This is a genomic window from Brenneria roseae subsp. roseae, assembly GCF_003115845.1.
Classification (GTDB): domain Bacteria; phylum Pseudomonadota; class Gammaproteobacteria; order Enterobacterales; family Enterobacteriaceae; genus Brenneria; species Brenneria roseae.
The window spans coordinates 20,523-36,004 of the sequence record NZ_KZ819028.1 but is presented as its reverse complement, the minus strand read 5'-3'; the positions used below and the strand labels follow the sequence as shown (position 1 = coordinate 36,004).

General features: G+C 53.1%; 12 protein-coding genes. 8 read left to right on the top strand and 4 right to left on the bottom strand.

The features are described 5' to 3' along the window. Window positions 1-14 precede the first annotated feature (14 nt). The 3 genes from cysE (at window position 15) to DDT52_RS10740 (ending at window position 3,156) form a co-directional block, all read left to right on the top strand. Window positions 15-836 carry a serine O-acetyltransferase gene (gene cysE / locus DDT52_RS10750; RefSeq protein ID WP_136156349.1) on the top strand — a complete coding sequence of 274 codons (822 nt, stop codon included), beginning with the start codon at window positions 15-17 and terminating at the stop codon, window positions 834-836. A gap of 513 nt (window positions 837-1,349) precedes the next feature. Next, complete coding sequence (gene pagP / locus DDT52_RS10745; RefSeq protein ID WP_425591546.1) at window positions 1,350-1,949, top strand: lipid IV(A) palmitoyltransferase PagP; 600 nt, start codon at window positions 1,350-1,352, stop codon at window positions 1,947-1,949. 307 nt (window positions 1,950-2,256) lie between these two features. Further along, a complete protein-coding gene (locus DDT52_RS10740) occupies window positions 2,257-3,156 on the top strand; it encodes a carboxylate/amino acid/amine transporter (protein WP_136156348.1) in 900 nt (299 codons plus the stop codon). On the opposite strand, the gene metR is transcribed toward DDT52_RS10740, so the two are convergent. Next, a complete protein-coding gene (gene metR / locus DDT52_RS10735; RefSeq protein ID WP_136156347.1) occupies window positions 3,062-3,997 on the bottom strand; it encodes an HTH-type transcriptional regulator MetR in 936 nt (311 codons plus the stop codon). The two genes, DDT52_RS10740 and metR, sit on opposite strands and share 95 nt — an antisense overlap. Before the next feature lie 104 nt (window positions 3,998-4,101). Between metR and metE the strand changes: the two genes are divergently transcribed. Continuing rightward, entirely contained in the window at window positions 4,102-6,369 is a 2,268-nt protein-coding gene (metE, locus tag DDT52_RS10730; protein ID WP_136156346.1) for a 5-methyltetrahydropteroyltriglutamate--homocysteine S-methyltransferase, read from the top strand. A gap of 34 nt (window positions 6,370-6,403) precedes the next feature. On the opposite strand, the gene DDT52_RS10725 is transcribed toward metE, so the two are convergent. After that, the gene (locus DDT52_RS10725; protein ID WP_136156345.1) at window positions 6,404-7,231 is read right to left on the bottom strand and encodes a dienelactone hydrolase family protein; all 828 of its coding nucleotides are present in this window, start codon (window positions 7,229-7,231) and stop codon (window positions 6,404-6,406) included. Window positions 7,232-7,577: 346 nt separating this feature from the next. Here DDT52_RS10725 and udp point away from each other — a divergent pair, with 346 nt between their 5' ends. After that, window positions 7,578-8,348 (top strand): uridine phosphorylase, encoded by a 771-nt coding sequence (gene udp, locus DDT52_RS10720; protein WP_136156344.1) that lies wholly within the window; start codon window positions 7,578-7,580, stop codon window positions 8,346-8,348. A gap of 165 nt (window positions 8,349-8,513) precedes the next feature. Continuing rightward, entirely contained in the window at window positions 8,514-9,299 is a 786-nt protein-coding gene (locus tag DDT52_RS10715) for a tyrosine-protein phosphatase (protein ID WP_136156343.1), read from the top strand. 62 nt (window positions 9,300-9,361) lie between these two features. Here the strand turns inward: DDT52_RS10715 and ppc are convergent, their stop codons facing one another. Both ppc and argE read right to left on the bottom strand, forming a co-directional pair. Then, window positions 9,362-12,001: a phosphoenolpyruvate carboxylase gene (ppc, locus tag DDT52_RS10710; RefSeq protein WP_136156342.1), complete on the bottom strand. Its 2,640-nt coding sequence runs from the start codon at window positions 11,999-12,001 to the stop codon at window positions 9,362-9,364. Window positions 12,002-12,278: 277 nt separating this feature from the next. Further along, window positions 12,279-13,430, bottom strand: a complete 1,152-nt coding sequence (argE, locus tag DDT52_RS10705) for an acetylornithine deacetylase (protein WP_136156341.1) — start codon at window positions 13,428-13,430, stop codon at window positions 12,279-12,281. 205 nt (window positions 13,431-13,635) lie between these two features. Between argE and argC the strand changes: the two genes are divergently transcribed. Together argC and argB are read left to right on the top strand one after the other, a co-directional pair. Next, a complete protein-coding gene (gene argC / locus DDT52_RS10700) occupies window positions 13,636-14,640 on the top strand; it encodes an N-acetyl-gamma-glutamyl-phosphate reductase (protein ID WP_136156340.1) in 1,005 nt (334 codons plus the stop codon). A 31-nt stretch (window positions 14,641-14,671) separates the two neighbouring features. Continuing rightward, window positions 14,672-15,448 (top strand): acetylglutamate kinase, encoded by a 777-nt coding sequence (gene argB / locus DDT52_RS10695; protein ID WP_210732706.1) that lies wholly within the window; start codon window positions 14,672-14,674, stop codon window positions 15,446-15,448. Window positions 15,449-15,482: the final 34 nt, after the last annotated feature.

Here is a 15,482-nt window from a genome sequence, read left to right as displayed (position 1 = left end):
CGGGGAGTAAGGCAATGTCGATAGAAGAGCTGGAACTGGTCTGGAAAAATATCAAGGCGGAAGCGCGCAGTCTGGCGGATTGCGAACCCATGTTGGCCAGCTTTTTCCATGCCACACTGCTGAAACATGAAAATCTGGGGAGCGCGCTGAGCTATATGCTGGCCAACAAGCTGGCTAATCCGATTATGCCTGCGATTGCCATCCGTGAGGTTGCCGAAGAAGCGTACCAGGCCGATCCGCAAATGATCGTTTCCGCCGCTCGTGATATCCAGGCCGTTTGCCTGCGTGATCCGGCGGTGGACAAATACTCTACTCCGTTGCTGTACCTGAAGGGATTTCACGCATTACAGGCCTATCGTATCGGACACTGGCTGTGGACACAGGATCGCAAAGCGTTGGCGATCTATTTTCAGAATCAGATTTCAGTCTCGTTTGGCGTCGATATTCACCCGGCGGCCATGATTGGCTGTGGGATCATGCTCGATCATGCGACCGGTATCGTGATCGGGGAAACCGCCGTCGTTGAGAACGATGTTTCCATCTTGCAGTCCGTTACCCTCGGGGGGACGGGCAAGACCAGCGGCGATCGCCATCCTAAGATTCGTGAAGGTGTCATGATCGGCGCCGGCGCCAAGATTTTGGGGAATATTGAGGTGGGGCGCGGCGCCAAGATTGGCGCGGGTTCGGTGGTGCTACAGCCTGTCCCGCCGCATACGACGGCAGCAGGCGTGCCTGCCCGAATTGTGGGACGTCCGGAAACCGATAAACCTTCGATGGATATGGACCAGTATTTTAATGGCGTGAATCGCGGCTTTGAATATGGCGACGGTATTTAGTTTTTGGCCGTTCGCTATCGGTTCACTCCGGTTTTTTATTTATAAACCATCTGAAAATCAGATGGTTTTTTGTTATTTCAGGTAGGAAATTTCTGAAACACTTTCCTAAACTAAAATTTATTTAACTCCTGTTGTCATTTATGTCTACATAATAGCTGACTTTTATTGTCGCACTTATCTGTGCAGACAGAATGATTTGAGTTATATCATTCAACTTATTGTTATATCTCTTATCCGAGAGATTTCAGGATACAGGAAAGCGGTAAACGAATTTGTCCAGCCAACGGCTGGCCTTCGGTGAGTGACAGGATATCTCTCATTAATCCGATGAGTTTACATCAGTCAGTTATTCGAGTGAAAACGACGACCAGCATTTCTGTAATTTGAAAGCCGAAGGATATGGGTGGTGTTTGTTACGTTGCAGAGAGTCTTATGATGTATTTAAAACGTATTTTAGTAACCCTGTATTTGGCCGCGTTATCCGGCATGCCGTTCCTGGTTCAAGCAGCTGGAATGGAGAATAATCTTAGCCTGGATAATAATAACAGTGTGGTGAATACCAATAATACCACTGGCTATTCGTCTAACGACGGCGCCACGGCGGGCACGGATATTGCTGCGACGAAACATGACGAAAGCTGGTGGCAGAGAAGTAAAAATAATATCTCTAAAACCTGGTCAGAGTCGCCCAATCACGATATCTATATTCCAGCGATTACCTGGCATAACCGTTGGACGTACGATAAAGAAAAAACGGATGAATATAATGAACGTCCGTGGGGGGCCGGCTATGGTGTGTCACGTCTGGATGAGGATGGCGACTGGCATTCACTGTATATTATGGCTTTCAAAGACTCTCATAATAAATGGGAACCGATTGGCGGTTATGGTTTTGAGAAACGGTGGCGGCCAACCAGCGATCAGGATTTCCAACTGGGGTTGGGATTTACTGCCGGTGCGACGATGCGGGATAACTGGAATTATATCCCTATCCCGGTTCTGTTGCCTTTGGCCTCAATCAGTTACCACAAGCTTTCTTTCCAGGCGACGTATATTCCTGGTACATACAATAATGGTAACGTTTTTTTTGCCTGGTTTAGATGGCAAATTTAATAAGCGTATTCTGTCAGCCGATTGCGATACCCTAAATAATCCGGGCGGCGGGACAGCACGTTGTCGTTTTGAATACGTTACGGACGCGGCTCATTTATGAGCCTCGTCACTACGTTGGTATTGCCTGTGTGTTTGATGCGCGGCTGCGATTAAATATCATTCGCTGCTGATTATTCAAACCCTCCTTCCGTCAGTCTTCCGTGCTTTTGTTCGTTCATTATTTGTTCAGATGTAAACTTATTTGCTTGAAACTTATACACCGTTCTCTATTACAATACGACCACTTCATTGTTGAGTGGATTTTATTGTGTCATTACTCATTATCACCACCATTTTGTGGGCCTTTTCATTCAGTCTGATTGGCGAATATCTGGCTGGTCAGGTAGACAGCTGTTTTTCGGTATTAATGCGTATCGGGCTGGCGGCGTTGGTTTTCCTGCCGTTCCTGCGCTGGCGCGGATATGCGCCGCGCGTTTTGTTTCTGTATCTGCTGGTCGGCGCATGTCAACTGGGGATCATGTATCTATTTGTTTTCCAAGCTTATCTCTATTTGAGCGTGCCCGAATTCTTGCTTTTCACGGTCATGACGCCATTGTATGTCACGTTAATTTACGATCTATTACGGCGTGAGCGGCTGCGCTGGGGATATGTCCTGAGCGCGCTATTGGCGGTGCTGGGGGCGGCAGTGATCCGCTATGACGAGATTAGCCCCCATTTTGTCTGGGGTCTGATTCTGGTACAGGCGGCGAATATCTTTTTTGCTATCGGGCAGGTTGGTTACAAGCGCCTGATGGAAGTGCATCCTATGCCGCAACATACTGCGTTTTCATGGTTTTATTTGGGGGCGCTGGCCGTTTCGGTGGTGGCCTGGCTGCTGTTCGGCAATCCCAACCAGCTACCCAGCACTTCCCTGCAATGGGGAGTGCTGGTCTGGCTGGGCGTGGTTGCCTCGGGGCTGGGTTATTTCATGTGGAACTACGGCGCGACTCAGGTTGATGCCGGTACATTGGGGATTATGAATAATTTCCATGTTCCTGCGGGGTTGTTGGTCAATCTGGCTATCTGGCAGGAAACGGTACACTGGCCGAGTTTTATTATTGGCGCAATGATTATTATGTCCTCACTGTGGGTACACCGGCGTTGGGTCGTGAAGCGTCCCGTACAAACGGTAAATGGTCACAAGCGTGCTGACGCGCCGAGCGAATAAACGCTTCAATCACCGGCTGGCGCTGTTCTCCGTCTCTGACGGCAGCGTACAGCCGGCTCCAGAGCCCTTCCCCTAATGTTTTGGTGACGACCAGTCCCTGACGTTCGAAACTCTCCACCACCCAGTGCGGCAGCGCGGCGATCCCCATTCGGGCGGCCACCATCTGAATCAGCAGTAGCGTGTTATCCACACTTTTCAAGGTCGGGCTGACGCCTGCCGGTTGCAGAAAATGACGCCAGACATCCAGTCGTTGGCGCTGTACCGGATAAATCATCAACGTTTCCAGACTGAAATCTTCCGGTTCGATTCTCTCTTTCGTCACAAGGGGATGATCGGGAGCCAGTACCAGCCTGACTTCAAAATCAAACAGGGGAGAGTAGTGCAACCCACTACGGGGCATGATATCCGAGGTCATGACCAAATCAAGTTCCCCCTGTTGTAATGCGGGCTGCGGATCGAACGTTACGCCCGATTTGAAATCCATGACCACCTGCGGCCAGTTTTGATGGAACTCATCCAGCGCAGGGGTCAGCCACTGGATACAGCTATGGCATTCGATTGCCAGACGCAGTGTGGTCTGGTGCGGTTCATGACATGCCTGCAATGCCTGTTGGATTTGCGGCAACACCTGCTCAGCCAGCTGCAACAGAATCTCTCCCTGAGGCGTAAAGCGTAGCGGCTGACTTTTACGAACAAATAACCTGAATCCAAGACGTTGCTCCAGATCGCTGAACTGGTGAGACAGCGCCGATTGGGTCTGGTGAAGGGCGGCGGCAGCGGCGGCTAACGATCCCGTGTTGCGCAGAGCTTGCAGTGTTCGCAGGTGTTTAAATTCGATCATGAGGGTCCTTCACAGTGACAGTGAATAAATTGCGCTTGTTATTAATACACTACCTGCGGATTATGGATGTGTAAACATCTGGATGGCTAAATGGGGTATTAACGATGACGATTTTGAATCACACACTGGGTTTTCCGCGTGTTGGATTACGACGTGAGCTAAAAAAAGCACAGGAAAGCTATTGGGCTGGCAACGCCACACAGGAAGAGTTGCTGACGGTTGGACGCGAACTGCGGGCGCGGCATTGGCAGCAACAGAAGGATGCGGGCGTTGATCTGGTGCCGGTGGGTGATTTTGCCTGGTACGATCATGTACTGACGACCAGCCTGTTGCTGGGTAATGTACCGGCACGTCATCAGAATGTTGATGGTTCCGTCGATCTGGATACGCTGTTTCGCATTGGCCGTGGACGTGCGCCCACGGGAGAACCGGCTGCGGCCGCGGAGATGACCAAGTGGTTTAACACCAACTACCACTATATGGTGCCTGAATTTACCACAGGGCAGCAGTTTAAACTGACCTGGACTCAGTTGCTGGATGAAGTTGATGAGGCGCTGGCGCTGGGCCATAAAGTGAAACCTGTTCTGCTGGGGCCGGTCACCTATCTGTGGCTGGGCAAAGTGAAGGGGGAGCCGTTCGATCGTTTGTCTCTGCTGCAAGCTATTCTGCCGGTGTATCAGCAAGTGCTGGCTGAGCTGGCTAAACGCGGCATTGAGTGGGTGCAGATTGATGAGCCGGCATTGGTACTTGAACTGCCGCAGGAGTGGCTGGCCGCGTTCAAACCCGCCTATGACGCTCTGCAAGGACAAACAAAACTGCTGCTGACAACCTACTTCGACAGCGTTGGCCAGAACCTGGATACCATCAAGACGTTACCGGTTCAGGGGCTGCATGTTGACCTGGTCCATGGTAAAGATGATGCAGCCGTGTTGCATGCGCAATTACCTGCCGACTGGCTGCTGTCTCTGGGGGTAATCAACGGACGTAACGTCTGGCGTGCCGATCTGAGTCGCTGGTTTGAGAGCCTGCAACCACTGGTTGGCAAGCGTACCCTGTGGCTGGGCAGCGCCTGCTCACTGTTGCACAGTCCTATCGATTTAAGCGTCGAAACGCGTCTTGATGATGAAGTAAAAAGCTGGTTTGCATTTGCTATCCAGAAATGTTCAGAGCTGTCTCTATTGTCTCAGGCGCTCAACAGCGGCGACGCGCAGGCTCTGGAAGCGTACAGCGCGCCGATCCGCGCTCGCCGGACTTCGGCTCGGGTTAACAATCCGGCGGTTACCCGGCGTCTGGCGGCCATTACCCCGCAGGACAGCCAGCGCCAGCAGCCGTATCCGCTGCGTGCCAAAGCCCAGCGTGAACGCTTCAATTTGCCCGCATGGCCGACCACCACCATTGGTTCTTTCCCGCAAACCACGGAAATTCGTGGCCTGCGTCTGGACTTTAAACAGGGGCGTCTGGATGGCAATAACTATCGTACCGGTATCTCCGAACATATTAAGCAAGCGGTGGCGGAGCAGGAACGTCTGGGGCTGGACGTACTGGTGCATGGTGAAGCCGAGCGTAACGACATGGTGGAATATTTCGGCGAGCATCTGGATGGTTTCATCTTTACTCAGAACGGCTGGGTACAGAGCTACGGTTCCCGTTGTGTGAAACCACCGGTTATTATTGGCGATGTCAGCCGTCCTGAAGCCATTACCGTTGAGTGGGCGAAGTACGCGCAGTCTCTGACCGACAAACCGATGAAAGGCATGTTGACCGGTCCGGTGACCATTCTGTGCTGGTCTTTCCCGCGTGAAGACGTGACCCGTGAAACTATCGCCAAACAAATCGCGCTGGCGCTGCGGGATGAAGTGGCGGATCTGGAAAAAGCCGGCATCGGTATTATCCAGATTGACGAACCGGCGCTGCGTGAAGGTTTACCATTGCATCGCTCCGACTGGGGTGCGTATCTGACCTGGGCGGTGGATGCGTTCCGTCTGAGTGCGGCGGTCGCGCAGGATGATACCCAGATTCACACTCACATGTGTTATTGCGAATTCAATGACATCATGGATTCCATCGCCGCGCTGGATGCGGATGTGATTACCATTGAGACGTCACGTTCCGATATGGAATTGCTGGAATCGTTTGAAGAGTTTGAATATCCAAACGAGATCGGCCCGGGCGTGTATGACATCCACTCACCGAACGTCCCCAGCGTTGAATGGATAGAAGCGCTGTTGTTGAAAGCGGCGCAACGCATCCCGGCCGAACGTCTGTGGGTTAACCCGGACTGTGGTCTGAAAACCCGTGGCTGGCCGGAAACGCGTCAGGCGCTGGCGAATATGGTTCAGGCGGCACAGCGTTTGCGTGAAGTTCAGGCTTGATATGGTAGGGAGGCGTAAGCCTCCCTGCTTCCGTTTAGCAAACTTCGTATTTTTTAAACCATGCCAGCATGCGTTGCCAGCCGTCTTGTGCGGATTCTGCATGATAGTTGGGGCGATAGTCGGCATGGAATGCGTGTCCCGCATCCGGATAGACAATAATTTCTGCATCCGCATTGGCGGCGCGCAGCGCCTGACGCATCTTATCCACATCGCCCAGTGGAATCCCTCCATCTTTGGCGCCATACAACCCCAGCACGGGGGCGCAGAGTTCTGTCGCGATATCAATAGGGTGTTTGGGACTATTCAGCGTTTTTGCGCCGCTGAATTTTCCGTACCAGGCGACGGCGGCCTTTAACTGCGGATTATGGGCGGCGTAGAGCCAGGCGATACGCCCGCCCCAGCAGAAACCGGTGATGGCGAGCTTACTGGCGTCGCCTCCCTGCCTGATGGCCCAATTTGCCGCATGATCGAGGTCCGATAGCACTTGTGCATCGGGCACGTTGCAGACCAGCTCGGTCAGAATCTGTTGGACTTCATGGTACTGACTGGGATCGCCCTGGCGGAAATAGAGTTCAGGCGCGATGGCCATATAGCCCTGTTTAGCCAGACGACGGCAGGTGTCCTGAATATATTGATGGACGCCGAAAATTTCCTGAACCACCAGCACGATAGGGAAAGGTCCCGGTTGATTGGCCGGTTTGGCAAGGTAAGCTGGCAACTGCTCGCCCTGAGAAAGGATTGTGGTCTCACCGGCGATAATGTCCGAGGTATCCGTATTTATGGTTGAGGAGGCTGGCGGTGTCACCGCCGGAGAAAATCCTCGCGGCAGGTGTCTGAGGGCTGTCGGCTCATCAGTCTTCATGGCGATCTCCTGTATTGGGCAGGCGGCGAAAATTCACAGCCATAACCAATAGTAACAATGATTAAAGAATCTACAATAAAAGCGGCATCATCGGCGTAAACGGTTTTTTGGCACCTCTATTTGTGATTATTATCACGTTTTTTATGTATGCTGATTTTTGTTTCCTTTTTATGAGTGATGTCTATCACTAAAAACAACATGGTAATACGTTAGAGTCTTGCTGATTGCGGGTTTTCCCCTGTCAAACGTTCAGAACGCTGTTTTATGCAATGCGACGCGATGCCGTACAACGTCGAAGAATTTTTTTATCCCTCTGACTACTCAACTAATTGCCTGGGAGGCGGTTATGTCTACATCTGATGTTTTCCATCTCGGTCTGACAAAGCATGATTTACAGGGCGCCACGCTGGCGATCGTTCCCGGCGACCCGGAGCGTGTTGAAAAGATAGCCCGTCTGATGGATAACCCGGTATATCTGGCATCGCATCGTGAATTTACCTCCTGGCGTGCGGAGTTGGATGGGAAGGCTGTCATTGTTTGCTCCACCGGCATTGGTGGTCCATCAACCTCGATCGCGGTAGAAGAGTTGGCTCAGCTCGGAATCCGTACTTTCCTGCGTGTCGGTACTACCGGCGCGATTCAGGAGGGGATCAACGTGGGTGATGTGCTGGTGACCACGGCGGCGGTGCGTCTCGATGGCGCCAGTCTGCATTTCGCGCCCATGGAATTCCCCGCGGTTGCTGATTTTGCCTGTACGACTGCGCTGGTTGACGCGGCGAAGGCTGATGGCGTTGCGCTGCACATTGGGGTAACCGCATCATCCGACACGTTTTATCCCGGCCAGGAGCGATATGATACGTTCTCTGGTCGCGTCGTTCGCCGCTTCCGTGGTTCAATGGAGGAGTGGCAAAGCATGGGCGTACTGAATTATGAAATGGAGTCCGCTACGCTGCTGACCATGTGCGCCAGTCAGGGACTGAAAGCCGGAATGATCGCCGGAGTGATCGTTAACCGGACCCAACAGGAAATTCCTGACGTGGCGACAATGAAACTGGCTGAGACAACCGTTATCAAGGTTCTGCTGGATGCCGCCCGCCGATTGCTGGCTGCCGAGTAGTTCCGCGTACTGTTTAAGCGCATTTTGGGCTGGGTTTTATTGAGCGATCGTCATTGATACCCGCCCGTCTCCTGATAATCTGTTATTGGTTGACCGACATGATGTGCCGTTTGACCGTCAGACGGTGGCGTTGCTCGCCCATTACAACAAATCGCAAGGAGATATATGACCGAACCAACGTTGCTCCATCCTTCTTTATTACCGCTGGACGGTGGGATTAACTTCCGCGATCTGGGCGGGAACCGCGCCGCAGATGGGCGTCTTATCCGTCACGGTAAACTGTTTCGTTCCGGTTCCCTGGATTTGCTGAGTCATGCCGATTGTGAATATCTTGCCGGTGTACCGGTTTCTCACGTCGTTGATTACCGGGATGAGGACGAAATTGCGGGTAAACCCGATGTACTTTGGTCTGGCGCGAACTACCATGCGTTTCCGGCCAATCCTCTGCGTCATGAAGTGACGGCGAATCTGGATTCGTTAGGATCTGATGTGCTGGCGGCGTTTGATTCGCGGGCATTTATGCTGGAGCTTTACCGTCGTTTACCGTTCGATAACTCAGCCTATCGTCAATTGGTGGCATTGCTGATGCAGCCGGATGATGAAGGCGCGCTGGTACAGCATTGCGCCGTGGGTAAAGATCGCACCGGGATTGGTTCTGCGCTGGTGATGTTCGCGCTGGGAGCGGATGAGCAAACGGTGGTGGAAGATTATCTGTTGACCGACACCACACTGGCTCCTTTCCGTCAGCAACTGGTGACGCATCTGGCCAACACGCTCAATGAAAAAGCGCTGGGTCAGTTTTCTTATGTGCTGTCGGTGCAGGAAGAATTTATTGTTACGGCGTTACAGGCCATTTATGAGCGCCATGGTTCTGTCGATGGCTGGCTTGAGGCCGAATATGGGTTGGACAACCGGGCTCGCCAGTTCTTGCAGGATAAATACCTGGTTTGAGCGATTGAAAGGCCGGTCTTTAGACCGGCCTTTGTCTGTTACCGCAGCGCTAAATTCGGCGGTCAGCCCGTATTGCGCATACCGGCGGCGACGCCCGCAATCGTAACCATCAGCGCCAGTTCCACCTCGGCATCCGGCTGTTCCTGTTGTCGTGAGCGATGCAGCAGTTCGGCCTGTAGTACGTTCAACGGGTCGGTGTAGACGTTACGCAAGGCAATGGATTCTGCAATCCACGGCAGGTCTTCCATCAGGTGATCGTCATTGGCGATCGTCAGCACCACATTGATATCGGCAGCTAACTGATCGCGCAGCTGTTTCCCTAATGGCCACAGTTTTTTGTCAACCAGTCGCTGGTCATAATATTCCGCCAGCCACAGGTCGGCTTTGGCGAATACCATCTCCAGCATCCCGATACGCGTGGAGAAGAAAGGCCAGTCACGGCACATGGTTTCGAGCTGTTTCTGCTTGCCGTCGTCAACGACTTTCTGCAAGGCTGCGCCGGCGCCCAACCAGGCGGGCAGCATCAGGCGGTTCTGTGTCCAGGCGAAAATCCACGGAATGGCACGCAGGCTTTCAACACCGCCATTAGGACGACGTTTCGCCGGGCGTGAGCCCAATGGCAATTTACCCAGTTCCAGTTCGGGCGTGGCGGCGCGGAAATAAGGAACGAAATCCGGATTCTCACGCACATATCTGCGGTACATATCGCAGGAAACGCGGGACAGCTCATTCATCACTTCATGCCATTCCTGCTTGGGTTCCGGCGGGGGCAGCAGGTTGGCTTCCAGAATGGCGCCGGTATACAGAGCCAGACTGCTGATAGTGACTTCAGGCAGGCCGTATTTGAAGCGGATCATTTCACCCTGTTCGGTAACGCGCAGCCCGCCTTTCAAACTTCCCGGCGGTTGAGACAACAGCGCGGCGTGCGCCGGCGCGCCGCCACGGCCAATTGAACCACCGCGGCCGTGGAACAGCGTCAACGCAATGCCCGCTTTCTCACAGGTTTTGATCAGGGCGTCCTGAGCACGGTATTGCGCCCATGACGCCGCCATGACGCCGGCATCTTTCGCCGAGTCGGAATAGCCAATCATGACCATTTGTTTACCCTGGATGAACCCGCGATACCAGTCGATATTCAGCAGTTGGGTCATCACCTCGTCGGCGTTGTTCAGGTCATCCAGCGTTTCAAACAGCGGGGCGACCGGTAACGCAAACGGACAGCCGGCCTCTTTGAGCAGCAGGTGAACCGCCAGCACGTCAGACGGCGTCCGCGCCATTGAAATCACATAGGCCGCAATAGAGCCTTGCGGCGCTTTGGCGATCACGCGGCAGGTATCGAGCACTTCCTTGGTGTCTGCGCTCGGTTCCCAGTAGCGTGGCAATAGCGGACGCTTAGAGCTTAATTCACGGATCAGGAACGCTTGTTTATCGGATTCAGACCAGCTTTCGTAGTCGCCGAGACCCAGGTAGCGGGTAATTTCAGCCAGCGCGTCTGTGTGGCGGGTACTTTCCTGACGGACATCGATGCGCACCAGCGGCACGCCGAAACAACGCACGCGGCGCAGCGTATCCAGCAGTTGGCCGTCGGCGATGATGCCCATTCCGCAGGCGTGCAGTGACTGGTAACACGCATGCAGCGGTTCCCAGAGCTGTTCGTTATTGACCAGCAGATCTTTCGGCGGCAGCAGCTGTTCGCCTTTAAGACGGGCTTCCAGATAGCTCAGCGTGGTATTGAGCTGGGCGCGCAATGATTTCATGATGGCGCGATAAGGTTCCTGCACCTCGTCGCCGCCAGCCAGCTTGCGCAGCGCCGGCGTACATTCGGACATCGACAGTTCTGATACCAGAAACTGGATATCTTGCAAAAACAGGTCGGCGGCTTTCCAGCGGCTGAGCAATAACACATGACGGGTGATTTCGGCGGTGACGTTCGGATTGCCATCGCGATCGCCCCCCATCCAGGAAGTGAAGCGCACGGGCACGGCCTCAACGGGCAGGCGGTAACCAAACGATTGCTCCAGCAGTTCATCCAGCTCGCGCAAGAAAGCAGGCACCCCTTCCCACAGACTGTTTTCAACCACGGCAAAGCCCCATTTTGCTTCCTCTACCGGGGTGGGCCGTATTTTGCGGATTTCATCGGTATGCCAGGATTGCGCAATCAACTGACGCAGACGGCGCATAATCTGGTTACGTTCATAATCGGCCAGATCGTCATGATCAAGCTGTTTAAGACAGGTATTGACTTCAACCAGCTTATGGATCAGCGTCCGGCGGGTGATTTCAGTGGGGTGTGCCGTTAGTACCAGCTCAATGGAAAGCGATTCCACCGCATCACGGATATCTCTTTCCGTTAGATGCTTACTTTCTTTTAAGCGATCGAATGCTCTGGCGAGTAACTCCGGGTTGCTGGCTGCCTCGCCATGGGGTGAAATGGTATGGTATTGCTCGGCGGTATTGGTCAGGTTAAGAAACTGGCTAAATGCACGGGCAACTGGCAACAGTTCATCGTTGGACAGATTCTGTAGTGTGGTCAGCAGTTCCTGACGATGTTTCTCGCTGCCTGCCCGGGAGGACTTTGACAACTTGCGGATTGTTTCTACTTTATCAAGAATGTTTTCGCCCAATGCCTCCTTGATGGTATCGCCAAGCAGCTTACCGAGCATACTGACGTTACTTCGCATTGCGGAATATTGTTCGTTCATATTTACCCTGACCCATCTCTCTATTTTTGTAAGTTTGTTTCACTTGACAGACATTCTGCACTTCTTTCATCTAGCCACGACAAGTCTGATTCGTCAATTGACGATTCTTTGTTCTCGCTATTTTCTACCTGCGGATCTTTTTACCCGCATTGATGTAGGTATGGCAATTTGTGAAATTTAATTACAAACACGCTGATATTAGGGGAGCTTATTGGAGGGAGAGGCGAAGCCCGCAGGCTCCGCTTCATTAGCGGTCACACTCAATTGGCGGCCACACTCAGCGGTGGCAGAAATGCTGAATGACCTGCGCAATCAATTCCCGCGTTGGTTTGATAAAGGCGGTATCAATATATTCGTCCGGCTGATGGGCCTGATCGATAGAACCCGGCCCCAATACCAACGTCGGACACAGTTCCTGAATAAACGGCGCTTCCGTACAGTAATTCACCACCTCGGTTTTCGTTGCCAGTAATTTTTCCACTACCGACACCAGATGATGGTCGGCCGGGCATTCATAGCCCGGAATGGGAGGATGTAATTCGCTGATGGTCAACCGGCCCGGCCAACGCTGACTCACTGGCGCCAGCGAGTCAGCCAGTAAGCCATTCAGGTCATTCAGCGTCAGCCCCGGCAGCGGACGAATATCCATATGCAGCTCACAGCAGGCGCAGATACGGTTGGCGGCATCCCCGCCGTGAATGTGGCCCAGATTCATGGTGGGATAAGGAATGTTGAACGCCGCGTTGTGATAGCGTTCCTGTAGCGTGTTGCGCAGCACCAGCAGATGCGAAATGGCTTCATGCATAAGTTCAATGGCGTTTACACCGCGGGACGGATCGCTGGAATGGCCCGACTGCCCCTGAATCCGGATCGCGCTGGACATATGGCCCTTGTGGGCGCGCACCGGCTGTAACGAGGTCGGTTCGCCGATAATGGCGCAGTCCGGGCGGATCTGCGTGGATGCTGAGAAGTATTTGGCGCCCGCCATGGTGGTTTCTTCATCGGCGGTCGCCAGAATATAAAGTGGTTTCGTCAGTTTTGTTGGGTCGATGTCACGCAGCGTGTCGAGAATGAAAGCGAAAAATCCTTTCATATCGGCGGTGCCCAAACCATAAAGTTTATTATCGTGTTCGGTCAGCGTGAAAGGATCGCGCGTCCAGCGTCCATCATCGAAAGGCACCGTATCCGTATGCCCGGCCAGCAGTAAACCACCTTTACCTTCACCGATCCGCGCCAGCATATTAAATTTATGTTGTGTGCCGGGGACGGGTTGAACATTGACATGGAAGCCTAAATCGGTAAACCAGCCTGCCAGCAAGTTGATTAACGCCTGATTACTTTGATCGAGTGCGCTGTCGGTTGCACTGATGGACGGAGTCGCGATCAACGCCCGGTATAGCTCAATAAAAGGGGGTAAATTCATCTTCACTGTTGACAGCCTCTGGTTAGGATAGTATCAATATTCATGCATTTATTTTGAATAAAAATACAATAACGCTAAGTGAAAGGAAACCACAAGATACCGGGTGGCGAGGAATTCATCACTTTGCTTAGCTTCGCGGGTGAACAGCGTGTTTACGCTGGTGAACCCTGTTACCTGTTACATAGATAAATTAAGAAGGTATACGGATCCCATGCTGAATACGTTGATTGTTGGTGCAAGTGGTTATACCGGTGCAGAACTTGCACTCTACCTGAACCGTCACCCACAGATGAACATAACCGCTTTGGCGGTTTCAGCGCAAAGTGTTGATGCCGGAAAATTGATTTCCGATTTGCATCCACAGCTGAAAGGCATTATCGATTTACCGGTACAGCCGTTGACCCATGTTGCTGAAGCCGCCAAAGGCGTTGACGTGGTGTTTCTGGCGACGGATCACAAGGTCAGTCATGATTTGGCGCCCGAGTTTCTGGCGGCCGGCTGCACCGTTTTTGATTTGTCGGGCGCCTACCGCGTTCAGGATGCCGATTTCTATACCCGCTATTATGGATTTGAACATCAACATACGGACTGGCTGGCTCAGGCCGTATACGGTTTGGCCGAATGGAAGGCCGAAAGTATCAAACACGCCCAGCTGATTGCGGTGCCGGGGTGCTATCCAACCGCGGCACAACTGTCGTTGAAACCGCTGGTGGATGGACAATTACTGAATCCGGCGCAGTGGCCGGTCATCAATGCCGTCAGCGGCGTGAGCGGCGCCGGACGTAAAGCGTCCTTAACCAGCAGCTTCTGTGAAGTCAGCCTGCAGCCTTATGGCATTTTTAACCACCGTCATGCGCCTGAGATTTCAACCCACCTTGGTACGCCGGTCATCTTTACGCCACATCTCGGTAATTTTGCCCGCGGTATACTGGAAACGATCACCTGCCGTTTGCAGCCGGGCGTAACATCGCAGGATATCGCAGAGGCTTACCATAATGCCTATCATGATAAACCGTTGGTGCGTTTGTATGAGAAAGGTGTTCCGGCATTGAAATCTGTCGTCGGTCTGCCATTCTGTGACATTGGCTTCTCCGTTGAGGGCGAACATCTGATCATCGTCGCCACGGAAGATAACCTGCTGAAAGGCGCTGCCGCTCAGGCAGTACAATGCCTGAATATTCGTTTTGGTTTCCCGGAAACCCAGTCTTTACTGTGATCAAAAATTTATCATTCTGAGGCGCGAGAGCATAATGAACCCGTTAATTATCAAACTAGGCGGCGTGTTACTGGATAGCGAAGAGGCGCTGGAGCGTCTGTTTACCGCATTGGTCACCTATCGTCAGACGCACCAGCGTCCGTTGTTAATTGTGCATGGCGGTGGCTGTCTGGTTGACGACCTGATGAAGAAACTGTCGTTACCTGTGGTGAAGAAAAACGGCCTGCGCGTCACGCCCGCCGATCAGATCGACATCATTACGGGGGCGCTGGCCGGTTCCGCAAATAAAACGCTCCTGTCCTGGGCGAAGAAACACGATATTAACGCTGTCGGCCTATGTCTGGCGGACGGCGACAGCACCAGGGTCACGCAGTTGGATGAGGCGCTGGGCTTTGTGGGTAAAGCGGAAGCGGGTTCTCCGCTACTGTTGAATACGCTGCTGTCAGCGGGTTATTTGCCTGTCGTCAGCTCCATCGGGATTACCGAACAGGGCGATCTGATGAATGTGAATGCCGATCAGGCGGCCACCGCGCTGGCCGCAACGCTGGGTGCGGATTTAATCCTGCTGTCGGATGTCAGCGGTATTCTGGATGGAAAAGGCCAGCGTATTGCCGAGATGACAGCGCAAAAAGCCGAGCAGTTGATCGCGCAGGGTATCATCACCGATGGCATGATCGTGAAGGTTAACGCCGCGCTGGATGCCGCGCGTACGCTGGGACGTCCGGTGGACATCGCCAGCTGGCGTCATGCTGATCAACTGCCTGCGCTGTTTAACGGTGTGGCGATCGGTACGCGTATTTTAGCGTAAGCCGCTTCTGGGTATGGCATGATGCGATACCCGT

Excerpts from the sequence above, each read along its gene's own strand:
- cysE (WP_136156349.1), top strand. The coding sequence starts at position 15 with ATGTCGATAGAAGAGCTGGAACTGGTCTGGAAAAATATCAAGGCGGAA.
- pagP (WP_425591546.1), top strand. The coding sequence starts at position 1,350 with ATGGAGAATAATCTTAGCCTGGATAATAATAACAGTGTGGTGAATACC.
- metR (WP_136156347.1), bottom strand. The coding sequence starts at position 3,997 with ATGATCGAATTTAAACACCTGCGAACACTGCAAGCTCTGCGCAACACG.
- metE (WP_136156346.1), top strand. The coding sequence starts at position 4,102 with ATGACGATTTTGAATCACACACTGGGTTTTCCGCGTGTTGGATTACGA.
- DDT52_RS10725 (WP_136156345.1), bottom strand. The coding sequence starts at position 7,231 with ATGAAGACTGATGAGCCGACAGCCCTCAGACACCTGCCGCGAGGATTT.
- udp (WP_136156344.1), top strand. The coding sequence starts at position 7,578 with ATGTCTACATCTGATGTTTTCCATCTCGGTCTGACAAAGCATGATTTA.
- DDT52_RS10715 (WP_136156343.1), top strand. The coding sequence starts at position 8,514 with ATGACCGAACCAACGTTGCTCCATCCTTCTTTATTACCGCTGGACGGT.
- ppc (WP_136156342.1), bottom strand. The coding sequence starts at position 12,001 with ATGAACGAACAATATTCCGCAATGCGAAGTAACGTCAGTATGCTCGGT.
- argC (WP_136156340.1), top strand. The coding sequence starts at position 13,636 with ATGCTGAATACGTTGATTGTTGGTGCAAGTGGTTATACCGGTGCAGAA.